The organism is Kitasatospora sp. NPDC090091 (assembly GCF_044747365.1).
GTDB lineage: Bacteria > Actinomycetota > Actinomycetes > Streptomycetales > Streptomycetaceae > Kitasatospora.
The window spans coordinates 281,507-297,368 of sequence record NZ_JBIVDY010000005.1 but is presented as its reverse complement, the minus strand read 5'-3'; the positions used below and the strand labels follow the sequence as shown (position 1 = coordinate 297,368).

The 15,862-nt window shown below is 74.4% G+C and carries 16 protein-coding genes; 10 read left to right on the top strand and 6 right to left on the bottom strand.

Annotated elements, in window-relative coordinates; translation table 11 throughout:
• Positions 1 to 76: 76 nt before the first annotated feature.
• Positions 77 to 940 carry a GntR family transcriptional regulator gene (locus ACIPSC_RS11195; protein ID WP_400824778.1) on the top strand — a complete coding sequence of 288 codons (864 nt, stop codon included), beginning with the start codon at positions 77 to 79 and terminating at the stop codon, positions 938 to 940.
• 34 nt (positions 941 to 974) lie between these two features.
• On the opposite strand, the gene ACIPSC_RS11190 is transcribed toward ACIPSC_RS11195, so the two are convergent.
• Complete coding sequence (locus ACIPSC_RS11190) at positions 975 to 1,232, bottom strand: mycoredoxin (RefSeq protein WP_313765434.1); 258 nt, start codon at positions 1,230 to 1,232, stop codon at positions 975 to 977.
• A 274-nt stretch (positions 1,233 to 1,506) separates the two neighbouring features.
• Here ACIPSC_RS11190 and ACIPSC_RS11185 point away from each other — a divergent pair, with 274 nt between their 5' ends.
• The 4 genes from ACIPSC_RS11185 (at position 1,507) to ACIPSC_RS11170 (ending at position 5,361) form a co-directional block, all read left to right on the top strand.
• Entirely contained in the window at positions 1,507 to 3,675 is a 2,169-nt protein-coding gene (locus ACIPSC_RS11185; protein WP_400824987.1) for an ATP-dependent DNA helicase UvrD2, read from the top strand.
• Between the two features lie 278 nt (positions 3,676 to 3,953).
• On the top strand, positions 3,954 to 4,430 hold the full coding sequence (locus ACIPSC_RS11180; RefSeq protein ID WP_400824777.1) for a hypothetical protein: 477 nt from the start codon (positions 3,954 to 3,956) through the stop codon (positions 4,428 to 4,430).
• A gap of 167 nt (positions 4,431 to 4,597) precedes the next feature.
• Entirely contained in the window at positions 4,598 to 4,966 is a 369-nt protein-coding gene (locus ACIPSC_RS11175; protein WP_374209253.1) for a WhiB family transcriptional regulator, read from the top strand.
• A 149-nt stretch (positions 4,967 to 5,115) separates the two neighbouring features.
• Positions 5,116 to 5,361: a hypothetical protein gene (locus tag ACIPSC_RS11170; protein ID WP_400824985.1), complete on the top strand. Its 246-nt coding sequence runs from the start codon at positions 5,116 to 5,118 to the stop codon at positions 5,359 to 5,361.
• 87 nt (positions 5,362 to 5,448) lie between these two features.
• Here ACIPSC_RS11170 and ACIPSC_RS11165 read toward each other — a convergent pair whose 3' ends face one another.
• Both ACIPSC_RS11165 and ACIPSC_RS11160 read right to left on the bottom strand, forming a co-directional pair.
• Positions 5,449 to 6,789 (bottom strand): ABC1 kinase family protein, encoded by a 1,341-nt coding sequence (locus ACIPSC_RS11165; RefSeq protein WP_400824776.1) that lies wholly within the window; start codon positions 6,787 to 6,789, stop codon positions 5,449 to 5,451.
• A gap of 442 nt (positions 6,790 to 7,231) precedes the next feature.
• Positions 7,232 to 8,320: a ThiF family adenylyltransferase gene (locus ACIPSC_RS11160; protein WP_400824775.1), complete on the bottom strand. Its 1,089-nt coding sequence runs from the start codon at positions 8,318 to 8,320 to the stop codon at positions 7,232 to 7,234.
• 255 nt (positions 8,321 to 8,575) lie between these two features.
• Between ACIPSC_RS11160 and ACIPSC_RS11155 the strand changes: the two genes are divergently transcribed.
• The gene (locus ACIPSC_RS11155) at positions 8,576 to 9,307 is read left to right on the top strand and encodes a M48 family metallopeptidase (protein WP_400824774.1); all 732 of its coding nucleotides are present in this window, start codon (positions 8,576 to 8,578) and stop codon (positions 9,305 to 9,307) included.
• A gap of 99 nt (positions 9,308 to 9,406) precedes the next feature.
• On the opposite strand, the gene ACIPSC_RS11150 is transcribed toward ACIPSC_RS11155, so the two are convergent.
• Positions 9,407 to 9,994 carry an NUDIX hydrolase gene (locus ACIPSC_RS11150; RefSeq protein ID WP_400824773.1) on the bottom strand — a complete coding sequence of 196 codons (588 nt, stop codon included), beginning with the start codon at positions 9,992 to 9,994 and terminating at the stop codon, positions 9,407 to 9,409.
• A complete protein-coding gene (locus ACIPSC_RS11145; RefSeq protein WP_400824772.1) occupies positions 9,991 to 11,547 on the bottom strand; it encodes a zinc-dependent metalloprotease in 1,557 nt (518 codons plus the stop codon). The genes ACIPSC_RS11150 and ACIPSC_RS11145 overlap by 4 nt, the downstream gene beginning before the upstream one ends.
• A 209-nt stretch (positions 11,548 to 11,756) precedes the next feature.
• Between ACIPSC_RS11145 and ACIPSC_RS11140 the strand changes: the two genes are divergently transcribed.
• From ACIPSC_RS11140 to ACIPSC_RS11125, 4 genes are all read left to right on the top strand, one after another.
• Positions 11,757 to 12,905, top strand: coding sequence for an NAD-dependent epimerase/dehydratase family protein (locus ACIPSC_RS11140; protein WP_400824771.1), 1,149 nt, complete (start codon positions 11,757 to 11,759; stop codon positions 12,903 to 12,905).
• A gap of 239 nt (positions 12,906 to 13,144) precedes the next feature.
• Positions 13,145 to 13,594 (top strand): molybdenum cofactor biosynthesis protein MoaE, encoded by a 450-nt coding sequence (locus ACIPSC_RS11135; RefSeq protein WP_400824770.1) that lies wholly within the window; start codon positions 13,145 to 13,147, stop codon positions 13,592 to 13,594.
• A 182-nt stretch (positions 13,595 to 13,776) separates the two neighbouring features.
• Complete coding sequence (locus tag ACIPSC_RS11130) at positions 13,777 to 13,965, top strand: hypothetical protein (RefSeq protein ID WP_400824769.1); 189 nt, start codon at positions 13,777 to 13,779, stop codon at positions 13,963 to 13,965.
• Positions 13,966 to 14,007: 42 nt separating this feature from the next.
• The gene (locus tag ACIPSC_RS11125; protein WP_400824768.1) at positions 14,008 to 15,090 is read left to right on the top strand and encodes a PDZ domain-containing protein; all 1,083 of its coding nucleotides are present in this window, start codon (positions 14,008 to 14,010) and stop codon (positions 15,088 to 15,090) included.
• 45 nt (positions 15,091 to 15,135) lie between these two features.
• On the opposite strand, the gene ACIPSC_RS11120 is transcribed toward ACIPSC_RS11125, so the two are convergent.
• Positions 15,136 to 15,699 (bottom strand): PPA1309 family protein, encoded by a 564-nt coding sequence (locus ACIPSC_RS11120; protein ID WP_400824766.1) that lies wholly within the window; start codon positions 15,697 to 15,699, stop codon positions 15,136 to 15,138.
• Between the last annotated feature and the right edge of the window lie 163 nt (positions 15,700 to 15,862).

Sequence of the window (15,862 nt, the reverse complement as noted above, 5' to 3'; positions counted from 1 at the left end):
CGGTCCGGCGGCGATCCTGGCCGACATTGCCCGAATCGGCTGAAACGACGTCACCGCCCTCGCTACATTCACTCGGGTGACAATCCCACGGGGCACCGCCCAATCCCCCAAATACCAGCGCCTCGCCGCCGATCTGCGCCGCCGGATCGCCGAGGGCGAGTTCACCGCCCAGGCCGCCCTGCCGGTCGAGAGCGAACTGGAGCGCCAGTACGGAGTCGCCCGCAACACCGTCCGGCTGGCCGTCGACGTCCTGGTCAACGAGGGCCGGCTGGTCCGCCTCCAGGGCAAGGGCACCTATCTGCGGGAGCACCCCGTCCTGGACCACCGCGCCTACGGACCCGCGCTGCGGTCCGCGCCGCGGGACCCGCTGGTCGGGATGCGGGACTGCCTGGCGCTGCCCTCCGCCGTCTACCGGGGCGAGGCGGCCGAGGCCGGACGGGAGCTCACCGTCGACTTCGAGATGATGATCGTCCGGGCCCGGGGCGACATCGCCGAGCGGCTCGGGCTGCGGGCCGGCGAGGCCATCGTGGTCCGGCGCCAGCTGCGGCTGCTGGACCGCGAGCCCTACTCGATCGAGGAGAGCCACTACCGGGCCGGCCTCGCCGCCGGCACCCCGCTGATGGAGCCGGACCAGATCGAGGGCGGCGACGAGTCGGTGCTCGCCGCGCTCGGCCGCACCGAGATCGGCGCCGTCGACCACCTGGTGGCGCGGATGCCCGGACCGGAGGAGGCGCAGTGGTTCCAGGGCGGCCCCGGGGTGCCGCTGGTGGTCCAGACCCGGGTGACGTACGACCGGCGCGGGCCGGTCCGGGTGATCGAGACGCGCTACTCCGCCGACCGCAGCCGGCTGGTCTACGGCGTCGGCGACCTCGCCGCCCGCGCCGCCCAGCTGCCGGCGCCCGCCGCCCCGGTCGACCCGGCCCGGGCCGACGCGCCGTGACGCGCCGGACCGGGCCGTCGTGCCCGGGGGCGGGTCAGGCCGCGAGGGCCTTCTTGACCTGCAGCAGGCTCGGGTTGGTCATGACGACCTGCTCGCCGCCGCCCTCCGGCACCACCAGCACGGTCGGCACGGTCTGGTTGCCGTTGTTCACGGACTCGACGAAGGACGCCGAGGCCGGGTCCTCCTCGATGTTGATCTCGGTGTAGCCGATGCCTTCACGGTCCAGCTGGCTCTTGAGCCGGTTGCAGTAGCCGCACCAGGTCGTGCTGTACATCGTGACGCTGCCGGACATCGAGGGGACTCCTTCGGAGAGGGGGGCGTGCGATCTCGGAGGAGAACGCCTCAAAGACATCAGTCATTCCGCGTACATGGTGCATGCGCCCGGAGTGACGTCGGCCGCGCGCGCCGGTGTGCGCAGCGATCATCCTGCGATCACACCGCTCCTGTGGACAACTCCTCCCGGGTTGTCCCACCGGGCTGAGAGGATGGAACGCATGCAGGAAGACCTCTTGAGCGGCAGCCCGTTCGACTTCGGCGGTGCCGGGCCCGCCGCCGGCCCCGACGCGGTGCTCGCCGGGCTCGACCCCGAGCAGCGCGCCGTCGCCACCGCCCTGCACGGGCCCGTCTGCGTCCTGGCCGGCGCCGGGACGGGCAAGACGCGCGCCATCACCCACCGGATCGCCTACGGCGTGCGCAGCGGCGTCTACCAGCCCGCGCAGGTCCTCGCCGTCACGTTCACCGCCCGCGCGGCGGGCGAGATGCGCGGCCGGCTGCGCCAGCTCGGTGCCGAGGGCGTCCAGGCCCGCACCTTCCACGCGGCCGCCCTTCGCCAGCTCCAGTACTTCTGGCCGCGCGCCGTCGGCGGGCCGGTGCCGCAGCTGCTGGAGCGCAAGGTCCAGCTGGTCGCCGAGGCCGCCGCGCGCTGCGGGCTGCGGGTCCAGCGCACCGAGCTGCGCGACCTCACCGCCGAGCTGGAGTGGGCCAAGGTCACCCAGATCGGCCCCGACGACTACCCGGCCGCGGTGCAGAAGTCCGGCCGCGAGGCCCCGCGCGACCCGGCGGAGACCGCCCAGGTCTACCGCGTCTACGAGGAGACGAAGACCCGCCGCGGCGTCATCGACTTCGAGGACGTCCTGCTGCTGACCGCCGCCATCCTGGAGGACCGGCCGGACATCGCCGACCAGGTCCGCGCCCAGTACCGGCACTTCACGGTCGACGAGTTCCAGGACGTCTCCCCGCTCCAGCAGCGGCTGCTCGACCAGTGGACCGGCCCCGGCGGCGGGGCCAGCCTCTGCGTGGTCGGCGACGCCAGCCAGACGATCTACTCGTTCACCGGCGCCACCCCCGACTACCTGCTGAACTTCCGCACCCGCCACCCCGAGGCGACGGTGGTCAAGCTGGTCCGCGACTACCGCTCCACCCCTCAGGTCGTCCACCTGGCCAACGGGCTGCTCGCCCAGGCCCGCGGGCAGGCCGCCCGGCACCGGCTGGAGCTGGTCTCGCAGCGCGAGGCCGGCCCCGAGCCGGTCTACACCGAGTACGAGGACGAGCCGACCGAGGCCGAGACCACCGGCCGCCGGATCCAGGAGCTGCTGGCGGCCGGGGTGCGGGCCAGCGAGGTCGCGGTGCTCTTCCGCACCAACGGGCAGTCCGAGGTCTACGAGCAGGCGCTCTCCGACCTCGGCGTCCCCTACCAGCTCAAGGGCGCCGAGCGGTTCTTCGAGCGGCCCGAGGTGCGCGACGCCGGCGTGCTGCTGCGCGGCGCCGCCCGGGCCGGCTCCGACCCGCTCACCGACGGCGCCCCGGGCCTCGCCGCCCAGGTCCGCGCGGTGCTCGCCACCCGAGGCTTCACCGCCGAGCCGCCGGCCGGCTCCGGCGCGGTGCGCGAGCGCTGGGAGTCGCTGGCCGCCCTGGTCCGGCTGGCCGAGGAGTTCGAGCGCGCCCAGGCCGCCGCCGGGGGGCCCGCCGACCTCGCCGCCTACGTCGCCGAGCTGGACGCCCGCGCCGCCGCGCAGCACGCGCCGGCCGTCGAGGGCGTCACGCTGGCCTCGCTGCACGCCGCCAAGGGCCTGGAGTGGGACGCCGTCTTCCTGGTCGGCCTCACCGAGGGCACGCTGCCGATCATCTACGCCAAGACCGACGAGCAGGTCGAGGAGGAACGCCGGCTGCTCTACGTCGGCGTCACCCGGGCCCGCAAGCACCTCTCGCTCTCCTGGGCGCTCTCCCGCTCCCCGGGCGGCCGGGCGAGCCGGAAGCCGACCCGCTTCCTGGACGGGCTGCGCCCGGGGTCCGGCGCTCCGGGCGCACGCTCCGGGGGCCGGGGCGGTCGCGGCGGCGTCGAGCCGGGCGAGCGCCAGGCCGGCCGCAGGGTGCGCGGCCCGGTCACCTGCCGGGTCTGCGAGCGGGTGCTCACCGAGGCGGTCGAGCGCAAGCTGCGCCGCTGCGAGAGCTGCCCCTCGACGATGGACGAGGCGCTGTACGAGCGGCTGCGCGAGTGGCGGGCCGGGCAGGCCCGGAAGCAGGGTGCGCCGGCCTACGTCGTCTTCACCGACGCGACGCTGATGGCGATCGCCGAGGACGTCCCCGCGAACCGGCAGGAGCTGGCGGTGATCTCGGGGGTCGGCGCGATGAAGCTGGACAAGTACGGGGCCGCCGTGCTCTCGTTGTGTGCGGGGGAGGAGCCCGAGGAGGATCCGGTCGACGTCGAGGACGGCGAGCCGGGTGAACCGGCCTGAGCCGGTCCTGGGCGGTGCGAGTCGGTGCCGTGCGGCGTCCGGGAACTCATCGGGAAACTCGCCGGAAAAATAGTTTGCGCGCCGTACCGGGAGCGCAATAGCCTGCCGGAGCGGTCAAGGGGACGCGATCGCACGGGGTGACGCCTGTGCCATGTCCTCGTGCGCCCGCCGACTTCACTTGCACCACAGAGCTTCACCTGCACCACCGAGACAGACATCCGAACAGTTCGGAGCCCGGGAGACCAGGCTCCGCGAGACGCCGAGAGGAGGCGAAGGCAGTGGAAACCACGATGATCACCAAAATGACTGGCCAGACCGCCGTCGCTGCCTCCCTGCGTGCCGCCCGCCTGAGGGCTCTCGCCGTGCTGGGCGGAACCGGTCTGGGTCTCGACACCACCGGTGTCTCCGTCGTCCCCGCTTCCCTCGCCTCCGCTGTCAGTGGTCTCGGACACACTGACCTGTGCGGCACGGGCATGGAGCGTGGCATCGGCGGCACCTCTGTCGAGACCGGTCTGTCCCGTGACTGGGCCTCGGTCGAGCTGTCGCGCTCCCTGCGTGATGAGCGACCGACCCAGGCACCGAAGGCGGCCGTAGCCGCCGCCAAGCATGGCGGCTATGCGCAGGTCATCGGTGCCGGAAACGCCCAGAAGCAGAACAAGCAGCAGATCATCACGGCCACGGCCGCCTTTACCGGCGCCACGGCCATCCGGATGCGGGCCTTCCGCGGGCCTGAACCCTGGAGAGAACGAACCTGAGTCAGCCTCAGGTCGGCACCTCCAGGGCCGCGGAACCCGTCACACCGGGATCCGCGGCCCTTCTGTTTTGTCCGGTACGCAAGACCACCCAGGCCCCCCGGGGCCTCCGGCCCAGCCCCACCAGTCAGCTGGCCGGACCCACTGAGAAGACGAGGAAGACGCCCACAGTGTCCACGGTCATCACGCCGCCCACCCCGTCCGTACCGACGACAAGTCAGATCACCAAGGCCGACCAGGCCGACCCCCCGGAGGTTTCCCTGATGCAGCTCACCTCGATCGAGCAGGCCGAGGCGCTCGGTCTCCCCATCCCCTGCCGCGCCTTCGACCCGGAGGTCTTCTTCGCGGAGACGCCGGCCGACGTCGAGTACGCGAAGTCCCTCTGCGGCACCTGCCCGGTCAAGGACGCCTGTCTGACCGGCGCCCTGGAGCGGCGTGAGCCGTGGGGCGTCTGGGGTGGCGAGCTCTTCGTCCAGGGCGTCGTCGTGGCCCGCAAGCGGCCGCGTGGCCGTCCGCGCAAGACCGAGGTCGCAGCGTGAACCCCGCGCTCGGAGCCGAGGCCGTCCGCCGGGGAGAGCAGCCCCCGCTGGACACCGCCCTCCGCCGCTCCGTGCGAATCGCCGCCGCCAAGGCCGACGCAGCCCGCACCGTCCACTTCCCAGCGCATCACCACGAGCAGGACCACCACATGACCGCCGCCGCCATCGATCCGACCGTCCGCGCCGAGCAGACCACCGAACTTCAGATCCAGAACAGGACCCTCGAAATGCAACTCCTCCACGAATCCCTGGCCCGGGCCCATATGCAAGAGCGCCTCCAGGAGGCCGAGCACGAACGGCTCGTCTCCCGGGTCGTCCGCGCCCGGCGGCTCAAGCAGAAGGCCGAGCGGGCCTCGCTGCGGGCCCGCAAGGCCCTCGCCGTCGCGCTGATGTAGCGCCCGGAGCCGGAGAGCTTCACCCCCGTCGTGCCGCAGGCCGCCCCCCGGAGTGGGGAGCGGCCTGCGGCCGTTGTGAGGTCGGGCTCAGACCTTCGGGGCGGGCTCGAACTCGGGGAGCCAGCGCAGCATCTCCGCCCGGAACGGCGCGTTGGCGCCCAGCTGGCAGAGCACCCCGATGGTGCTCAGGGTGACCCGGTGGATCAGCAGGTAGGCCGGGGGCAGGTTGAGCTGCTTGCCCAGGTTGTACGCGGGCGAGCGCGGATCGGCGATCCGGGCCGCCTGGGCCCGCATCCAGGCTCTGGTGAAGTGGAAGGTGTCCACCGTGGCCGGCTCGATGATCGGCAGCAGGTAGTCCAGCACGGCGTCCGGGTCCAGCTCGATCGAGGGCTTGACGAAGCCCTCCTCGCGCAGCATCTCCAGGACGCCCGCCGCGTCGCCGTCCAGCGCCATCCGCAGCGAGGCCCCGATCGGGGCGGGCAGCCCGCCCGGCAGCCGGTCCACGGTGCCGAAGTCCAGCACGCCCAGCCGCCAGCCGGCGGCCGGCCCGTCGTCCTTCAGCAGCCGGAAGTTGCCGGGGTGGGGGTCGGCGTGCAGCAGTCCGGTCCGGGACGGGCCGGCGAACAGGAACCGGGCCAGCAGGTGTCCCGCCCGGTCACGCTCCTCCTGGGTGCCGCCGGCGATCACCTCGGCCAGCGGGGTGCCGTCCATCCACTCGGTGACCAGCACCTGGTCGGCCTGCGCCACCACCTGGGGCACCACGATGTCCGGGTCCTCGGCGAACTCCTCGGCGTGCAGGCGCTGGGCCTGCGCCTCCAGCTCGTAGTCCAGCTCCTCGGCGACCCGCTCGCGCAGCTCGGTGATCAGCGGCTTGATGTCGAGGCCGGGGATCAGCGGCCCGAGCAGCCAGGCCACCCGGCTCAGCTGGGAGAGGTCCGCCAGCAGGGCGTCGCCCGCGCCCGGGTACTGGACCTTGACCGCGACGGTCCGGCCGTCGTGCCAGACCGCCTTGTGCACCTGGCCGATCGACGCGGCGGCGGCCGGCCGGTCGTCGAACTCGACGAAGAGCTTCCGCCAGTCCTTGCCCAGCCGCTCGGCGAGCGCCGCGTGCACCTTGGCCGCGGGCATCGGGGGAGCGGCGTCCTGCAGCTTGGTCAGGGCCGCCCGGTAGGGGCCGGCGACCTCCTCCGGCAGCGCAGCCTCGAAGACGGACAGCACCTGCCCGAACTTCATCGCCCCGCCCTTGAGCTCGCCCAGGACCTTGAACAACTGGTCGGCGGTGGCCTGCTGGAGCTCGGCCGTCACCACGTCGGCCGACCGGCCGCCGATCCGCTTGCCCAGGCCGAGCGTGGCTCGACCCGCGATCCCCAGGGGCAGGGCGGCGAGCCGTGCCGTGCGGGTCACTGCCTTGCGCGGAAGATCGCTCACCCGGGCCTCCATTCACACGCCCACGGCACCCCGTCCTCGGGGGCCGACCATCACTACGCCATTGTGCCCGCTGACCTCCCCGGCCCCGGCCCGGATCTCCGGACCCGCCGAGCCGGGCGCCGGTCGGCCGAAGCCGTCGTGCGGCCCGGCGGCGACGCCGCCGACCACCGGAACTCCTGAAGGGCGGTCAGGAGCTCGGACGCGCCCGGCCGCGCGGGCCGGGCCGCGACTGCCGGGGACGCTCCCGCCCGGGCGTCGGCCCGCCGCAGGGGCAGGCCCGAGCCGTGCGGGAACGGCACCTGCGGCCGCCGCGAGTGCCGCGCCGGTCTCGGACGACCGGCCCCGGCCCCGGCCGGCCGCGGAAGGTCGTCCCATGGTGGGCGATCCGCCCGGCCGGCGCGACTGTGATTCGGGTCACACTGCCCGGAGTCCGGGCGGGGCCTCAGCCCGGCGGCAGGGGCTGCCAGAGGCAGCCGCAGTCCGGATGCCCCTTCAGCCGGAGCCGGCGGGCCATGCCGTCCGCCGCCGAGACCTCGCACCAGCCGTTCACGCTGGGCGCGCGGAGTCCGTCGAGGTGGAGCCCGACGTGCAGGGAGGCGAGGCCGGCCACGGCGGTGGCGAGCGCCGTGTCGCAGGCCGGGGTGCGGGCCCGGCCGGGGCCCTCGTCGGCGAGCTGGGCGAGCAGCCGCGGCCAGGCCGCGTCCTCGTCCTCGCGGGCGAGCACCAGGCAGTGGCCGCAGGCCGAGCGGCCCGGCACCACCAGCGGGCCGACCACGCCGATCTCCTCGACCACCCCGACGTACAGGTGGGGGACGCCGCTGCGCAGCAGCTGCCGTGCGGCGTGCGTGCCGCCGGCGAAGGCGCCGCTGCCGTCCCGGGGCGCCAGCACCACCAGGTCGGGCGGGCGCCGCTCGGGGTCGTGCCGCGGGCCCGCCGGTGCCCGCCGGGCCGAGGCCCGGTCGACGGCCTCGCGGGCGGCGGTGGCCCGCAGCCGTCCGACGTCGGAGGCCGGCAGCCCGGCGGGGGAGCAGTCCCCGGGCCGGACGCGGCCGTGGTCCGCCACGGTGACCGTGCCGGTGCCGCCCGCCGCGAGGACGGCGGCGATCGCCGCGCCGACCCGCCCGGCGCCGTGGACCTCGACCCGCCGTTCGCCGCGCCGGGCCAGCACGGCGGGCCCGGCGCCCGGGCCGGAGTGCACCAGCGAGAGAGAGGCGAGGTCGGGGCCGAGCAGCTCCCGGAGCGGCTGCGGGAAGCAGGCCAGCGCGGCGCCCGCGGCGTCGGGGTCGTCGAGCAGCCCGGTCCGCTCCAGCCGGTCGAGCAGGGCGCCGGCCGGCTCCCGCCCGAGGCCCACCCGCTCGCCGGCCTCCAGCAGGGCGGCCCGGTCGCGCGTCCCGTCGAGCAGCTCCAGGAAGTCGCGCAGCATCGCGTCCACGTTGTCGAGCACCCCGGCGTAGCGCTGGACGGTGCCGAACTGCAGGGTCTCGGAGTCCCGCCAGCCGCGGGACAGGGCGGGCTTCAGGGCGAGGCGCACGGCGGCCTCCCTTCCGATCGTTTCCGGACGGCTGTCGGCAGCATGCCCGACCGGTCGGCTCCCGTGCGCCGGGTTGTCCACAGGCCCGGCCTCATGATCACAAGATCCGTTCGCACGCCCTGTGGATAACCCGCCGGTCGGTCCGGGGTCGGGTTCCGGACACCTGCCGTCGGCTTTTCGTTCCCGATCACTCCACGAAAGATTTCGGCCACGGCAGCGGACTTCTGTCAGTGATACCGGGTAACGTCGTGTGCCATGGCAGCCGAACGGGACTCCCATCCCCCGGCGTCGCGTCGGCGTGCCCGTGCAGCGTCCGGGTCGCAGGTGGCGGCGCCGAGCACGCGCGGGCGCCCGGACCAGCGGCCGAGCTCCGCGGACGCCCCGTCGTCCGCCCCGCACGTGGACGGCCACGCCGACCGGTACCCCGACCGCTCCCGGGTCGAGGTCCGCCGCAGCGCCCGCCGCAGCCGCACCGTCTCCGCGTACCGCGAGGGCGACCGCACCATCGTGCTGATCCCCGCCCGGATGTCGCACGCCGAGGAGCAGCGCTGGGTCGCCCAGATGCTGGAGAAGCTGGCCGCCCAGGAGAGCCGCCGGGTGCTCGGCGACGACGCCCTGGCTGCGCGGGCGCGGGAGCTGTCCGCCGCCTACCTCGGCGGCCGGGCCCGGCCGCTGCAGGTCCGCTGGGTCACCAACCAGAACTCGCGCTGGGGCTCGTGCACGCCCAGCGAGCGGACCATCCGGCTCTCCCACCGGCTGCAGGGCATGCCGGAGTACGTCGTCGACTACGTGCTGCTGCACGAGCTGGCCCACCTGCTGGTGCCGGACCACGGGCCCGCCTTCTGGGCGCTGCTGGAGGCCTACCCGCGCACCGAGCGGGCCCGCGGCTACCTGGAGGGTGTGGTGTCGGCGGCCCGGCTGCCGCACATCCCCGGGGCCCGGCACGCCGGGCCGCAGGACCCGGACCCCGCCGCCTCCTGCGGCTGAGCAGGCCCACCCGGGGGCAGGCCGGGCCGGCCGCCCGGACACGCGGAAGGGGCGCGGACCATACAGGTCCGCGCCCCTTCGCCGTGTCGCGCCCCGGCGTCAGCCGGTCAGCTTCCGCGCCCGAGCCACCAGGTCGCGCACCGAGTGGTCGGTCAGCTCGGGCAGGCGGTCGTAGTCGAACCAGCGCAGGTCCAGCGACTCCTCGCTGATCAGCGCCTGCGCCCCGGGCGGGGCGACCGCGATGTACTGGACGTCCAGGTGGGTGTTCTCCGGCTGGTCCTTGCCGGTGCAGCGGACCTGGTGCCGGTCGAGCTTGGCCGGCACCGGCAGGCCGTCCACGGCCAGCAGCACGAGGTCCGGGATGCCCGACTCCTCGGTGGCCTCGCGCAGCGCGGCCGAGGCCAGGTCGCGGTCGCCCGGCTCGCAGTGGCCGCCCATCTGCAGCCACCGGCCGACCTTGGGGTGCAGCGTGAGCAGCACCCGCCCGGCGGCCGGGTCGACGACCGCGGCGCTCGCGGTGATGTGCGCGGGCAGGCAGGAGCGGAACAGGCCCCCGGGCTGCTCGGCGAGGTGGGCGAGGTAGTCCCGGCGCAGCAGCTCCTGCTCCGGGTCGGCCGGGCGCCAGCGCTCCAGGGTGGCGACGGCGTCCGCGTGCAGGGCGGAGGAGCCCGTCTCGGTGAGCGTCATGCGGTGGGCTCGCCCTTTCCGTCCTCGTCGTCCTTCTTCTGCAGGTCCGGCTTTCCGGTGCCCGGCTCGGCCGGCTTCGAGGCGCCCGGCGCGCCGCCCGCGGCGGCCTCGCCGAGCAGCTTGTCGATCGCGGCGAAGTCGAGACCGCCCTCCAGACCGTCGGCGGCGTCCCGGTGCACGAAGGCGTCCGGGTCGTCCAGGTCGGCGGCGGTGGGGAGCATGTCGGGGTGCTGCCAGAGGTCGTCGCGGCCCTCGATGCCCCGGGCGTCGGCGAGCAGCGCCCAGAGCCGGGAGGCGTCGCGCAGCCGGCGCGGGCGCAGCTCCAGACCGACCAGGGTGGCGAAGGTCTGCTCGGCGGGCCCGCCGGCCGCACGGCGGCGGCGGACGGTCTCGCGCAGCGCCGCGGCCTGCGGCAGGTGCGGCTCGGCGGCGGCGTGGACGACCGCGTCGACCCAGCCCTCGACCAGCGCGAGGGCGGTCTCCAGGCGGGCGAGTGCGGCCTTCTGCTCGGGGGTGTCCTCGGGCTGGAGCAGGCCGCCGGCCAGCGCCTCCTGGAGCGCCTCGGGGTTGCTCGGGTCGAGCTGGCCGACCAGCTCCTCCATCCGGGAGGTGTCGACCTTGATGCCGCGGGCGTAGGCCTCGACGGCGCCGAACAGGTGGGCGCGCAGCCACGGCACGTGGGCGAAGAGGCGCTGGTGGGCGGCCTCGCGCAGGGCGAGGTAGAGGCGGACCTCGTCGGCGGGGACGTTCAGGCCCTCGCCGAACTCGGCGATGTTCTGCGGCAGCAGCGCGGCCCGGCCGGCCGGGGCGAGCGGGAGGCCGACGTCGGTCGAGCCGACCACCTCGGCGGCGAGCGCGCCGAGCGCCTGGCCGATCTGGGTGCCGAACATGGCGCCGCCCATGGAGCGCATCACGCCCATCAGCGGGCCGGCCATGGCCTGCATCTCCTCGGGCAGCACGCCGCCCATGGCGTTGCCGACCCGCTCGGCGACCGGGTCGACGAGGTCCTTCCAGACCGGGAGGGTGGCCTCGATCCACTCGGCGCGGCTCCAGGCGACGGCGGTGCCGGCGCCGGAGGGGAACTCGGTGGCGCCGTCCAGCCAGAGGTCGGCGAGGCGCAGCGACTCGTCGACGGCGGAGCGCTCGGCCGCGCTCACCGACCGGTCCTTGCTCTTGCCCTCGGCGGGCTCGGCCACCACGGTCTGCCGGGCGATGTCCTTGGCGAGGTCCCAGTTCACCGGGCCGCCCTCGAACGAGAGCATCTGCCCGAGCTGCTGGAACGCGGCGCCGAGGTCGTTGGGGTTGAGGCCGCCGAACATCGCCGCGAACGGGTTGTCGGCTCCACCGGGGGCACCGGGTGTGCCGGGGCCGCCGGGCATGCCCATCCCGAACAGCGCGCCGAACGGGTTCCCGCCGGCGAAGCCGAACGACTGCGGGCCGCCCTGCTCCTTCTTCTGCTCGTCGCCGGGCCCGCCCTTGGCGTCCTCGGGCTTGGCCTTGCCGTCCTCGGGCTCCTCTGGCGGAACGCCGAATCCGAAGGGAAGGTCGCTCACGGGGTCCTCGATCCGGTCGGCCGTCATGCGGGTGGTGGCGGTAAGTCTGCGGGCCCGGGGCGGTCGGCGGAGCGGGGGAACTCGCGGCCGGTGGGCGGCTCCCGCGCGGCTGGCCCGCGCCGGGTGCACCGCCGGGCCTCCGCCTCGGGCAGGATGGACGTACGTGACACACGTACGTACGCACATAAGCTAACCGTGGAGGATGGCCGGTGAGTTCCCCGCCTTCGGACGTTCGCTCTGGGCTGACCGGAGGAGAGGACGCCCCGGACACCACGGCGTCGCCGCCTCCAGCCTACGGCGGAAGACCGCTGACCGTGGCCGTCACGGGTGCCGCCGGAGTGCTCGGCGAGCGCGTCGCGGCCCGCCTGGTGGCCTCGCCGGGGGTCAGGAAGGTCCTCGCGGTCGACGACCGCCGGGGCGAGGTGCCGGGCGTGCAGTGGCGCATTCTCGACGTTCGCGACCCCGCGGTGGCCGAGCGGCTGGCCGGCGTGGACGTGGTGGTCCACCTGGCGATGGACCTCGGGATGGAGTCCGACCCGCGCGCCCGCAGCGCCTACAACGTGCGCGGTGCGCAGACCGTGCTGACCGCCGCCGCGGCGGCCGGCGTGCACCGGGTGGTGCTCTGCACCTCGGCGATGGTCTACGGCGCGCTGGCCGACAACGAGGTGCCGCTGGCCGAGGACTCCGAGCTGCGGGCCACCGAGGAGGCCTCGCTGGTCGGGGACCTGCTGGAGATCGAGCGGCTGGCCCGGCGGGCCCCGCGCGCCCACCCGGGCCTGCAGGTGACGGTGCTGCGGCCGGCCGTGGTGGTCGGGCCGGGCGTCGACACCGTGCTGACCCGGCACTTCGAGGCGCCGCGGCTGCTGGTGGTGGCCGGTTCGCGGCCGTGCTGGCAGTTCTGCCACGTGGACGACCTGGCGGCGGCGCTGGAGTACGCGGCGCTCGGGCTGGTCGAGGGCGAGGTGACGGTCGGCTGCGACGGCTGGCTGGAGCAGGAGGACGTGGAGCGGCTGTCGGGCATCCGGCGGATGGAGCTGCCGGCCTCGCTGGCGCTCGGCACCGCGGCCCGGCTGCACCGGCTCGGTCTGACCCCCGCACCGGCGGGCGACCTCGCCTACACCATGTACCCGTGGGTGGTCTCCGGCAGCCGGCTGCACGAGGCGGGCTGGCGGCCGCGCTACACCAACGAGCAGGTGCTGGCCGAGCTGCTGGCCCAGGTCTCCGGCAAGCACGCGGTGGCCGGTCGCCGGCTGGGCGGCAAGGAGGCCGCGACCAGCCTGGGTGCGGCCGGGGCGACGGTGGCGCTGGTCGGTACGGCGGCGCTGGTCCGGCGGGCGCGCAAGCGGCGCCGCTTCTGAGGCCGCGGGCCCGGGCCTGCCCGCCCCCTTGAGCCCGGCCGCCGGGGGCCCGCCCGGACCCGGCCGCCCGGGCCTGCCCGCTGACGCGGACCGCTGGGCCGCCGGGGGCCGGGCGGCCCTTTTCGGCTGCTCCGGCGCCCCGGGCGCGCGCCCGGAAACCGCGCGCCCTTCTCACGATGCGAAATTTCGCAATCGTGATACGGAAGCCCCTTGCCGGAACCCGCTCCGGATGGGGAATCATGGGGGGCATGTCCGAGAACCACGACCCCATCCGCCTGCTCGCCGTCCGCGACACCCCGCTCTCGCTCGACGAGGTGTACGAGGCGGTGGGCGACGACGCGGCCGGTGGCACGACCGTCTTCGTCGGGACGGTCCGTGACCACGACGGCGGCAAGTCGGTGGCCGCGCTGGAGTACAGCTGCCACCCCACGGCCGAGCAGGAGATGCGCCGGATCGCCGAGAAGGTCGTCGCCGACTTCCCGGTCAAGGCGCTCGCCGCGGTGCACCGCATCGGACGGCTGGAGATCACGGACAAGGCCGTGATCGTCGCCGTCTCCTGCGCCCACCGCGGTGAGGCCTTCGCCGCCGCCCGCCGGCTGATCGACGACCTCAAGCACGAGGTGCCGATCTGGAAGCACCAGGTCTTCTCCGACGGCGAGGAGGAGTGGGTCGGCGCCGGAAGCTGCTGACCTGCACGAACACCGTCGGCACGCAGGCGCGCCGGGCCCTCACTCGAACGGGTGTGGGCCGCTGCGCCGAATACTCCTTGGCAGTGAGCCGATCGGCTGTCCCGTAACCCGGACGGCGCCGCCCGCGTTGTCCGCCGGGGTGGTTAATCTGCTCATAGACACGACGAGCTGGGAGTACTGACATGGCTGCGCTCGCCTGGCTGATCATTCCGGTTGTCGCCGCACTGCTCGCCACCGTCTGGGCGGGCTGGGCCCAGCGGGCTCCGCGGGCCACCGGGGACCCCGCCTCCCTCGCCGAACACCGGCGCTTCATGGCCGCGATGGAACGCACCACCGCCGATGCCGGCCGGAGCGAGGGCTCGGGCCGGTAGCCCGGGGGGCGCCGCGTCACCCGCGTCCCGTACTGTCGAGGCATGCCACGCCGCTCTGCGACGATGCTCGCCGCCACCCTGCTGCTCATAGCGCTGCTCTGCGTCTCGGTGCTGATGAAGGTTCCGTACACCGAGATGAGCCCGGGGCCGACGTACAACACGCTCGGCGTGCAGGAGAAGACGGGCACACCGGTGATCACCGTGACCGGCCACGAGTCGTACCCGGTGAGCGGGCACCTCAACATGACCACCGTCCAGGTCACCGGCGCCAAATACGAGCCCAGCCTGGTCAACGCGGTGGTCGGGTGGCTGCGGGACGACGTCCTGGTGGTGCCGCACGACAACGTCTACCCCAAGGGGCAGACGGACGCGGACGCCAAGAAGCAGAACGCCGAGGAGTTCGCGCTCTCCGAGGACCACGCGCGCACGGCGGCGCTCACCCAGCTCGGCATCCCGGTCGGCAACGAGCTGATCGTCCAGTCGGTCACCGCCGGCGCCCCGGCCGAGGGCCGGCTGCACGCCGGGGACCGGATCGTCGCCGTGGACGGCGCGCCGGTGACCGACGCGGAGGGCGTGGCCAAGGCGGTCACCAAGCACCAGCCCGGCGAGTCGGTGGTCTTCACCGTGGTGCCGATGGCCAAGGACGCCGCCAAGACCGATCCGTCGGCGGCCCGCACCGACATCACCGTGCCGACCGTGAAGTCCCCGGACACCGGCAGCGCGATGGTCGGCATCCGCCCCGGTGTGCGGCACACCTACCCGTTCCAGATCGACATCGGCCTGCAGGACGTGGGCGGGCCCAGTGCCGGCCTGATGTTCTCGCTCGGCATCATCGACAAGCTGACGCCCGAGGACCTCACCGGCGGCCGGTTCGTCGCGGGCACCGGCACCATCGACGACGCCGGCAAGGTCGGCCCGATCGGCGGGATATCCATGAAGCTGATCGCCGCCCGGGACGCCGGGGCCGAGTACTTCTTCACCCCGGCCGCGAACTGTGCCGAGGCCGGCAAGAACACCCCGTCCGGGCTGACCCTGGTCAAGGCCGAGACGCTGGACGGCGCGCTGAAGTCGCTGGAGCAGATCCGCTCCGGCCGGACCTCCGCGCTGCCGTCCTGCGCCAAGTAGCCGCCGTCCTGCGTCGGGTGGCCGGGCGGCCCCGGCCGTCCGGGATCAGGCGAAGGTCGCCAGCAGGGCCTCGGTCAGGCCCGGCACCAGGTCGGGGCCGGTCAGCACCTCGCGGGCGACGTCCTTCGACCGCAGCCGCAGGGCGATCTCCTTCTTGCCGTCGCGCAGCACGGCGGCGGTGATCCGCACCTCCTCGCGCTTGGGGTGGTTGGCCACCCACTCGGCGAGCTGGGCGTCGCTGGCGTTGCGCGGGCGGGACTGCTCGGCGCCCGGCGGCAGCATGAGCCGCTCGACCACCAGGGCGCAGCCGGCCACGGCGTCCGGCCAGGCGATGGTGCCGAGGAACTTGTCGAGCTCCATGCCGGCCGGCAGCTCGTCCTGCTCGATCGGGGTGAGCCCGGCCTCGTCGCTGTCGGCGAGGCCGAGCTGCTTCGCGATCCGGGGGTCGGCCTTGCGCAGCGCGGCGCTGTCCACCAGGGCGAACAGGCGGGCCGGGAGGTCCCAGCCGAGGGTGGCGGCGTACTCGTCGATCTCCAGGGCGGCCCGGGTCAGCGGGCTGGCAGCCGGGAGCTTGGAGACGTCGTCGGGGGAATTGGAGACATCGGACATGCCTCAATCCTCACACGCCCGGCCCCCCGGGCGGCGCCACGGCTCCTGCGGGGTCGGAGTAACCGTCTGCTAACGGTGGGAACTCGGCCAAAGCCTGGTTTAGTTTCACTGACGACCGACCGACTCCAGACGACACAGCCGAGGTGCCACCGTGGTCTTCCAG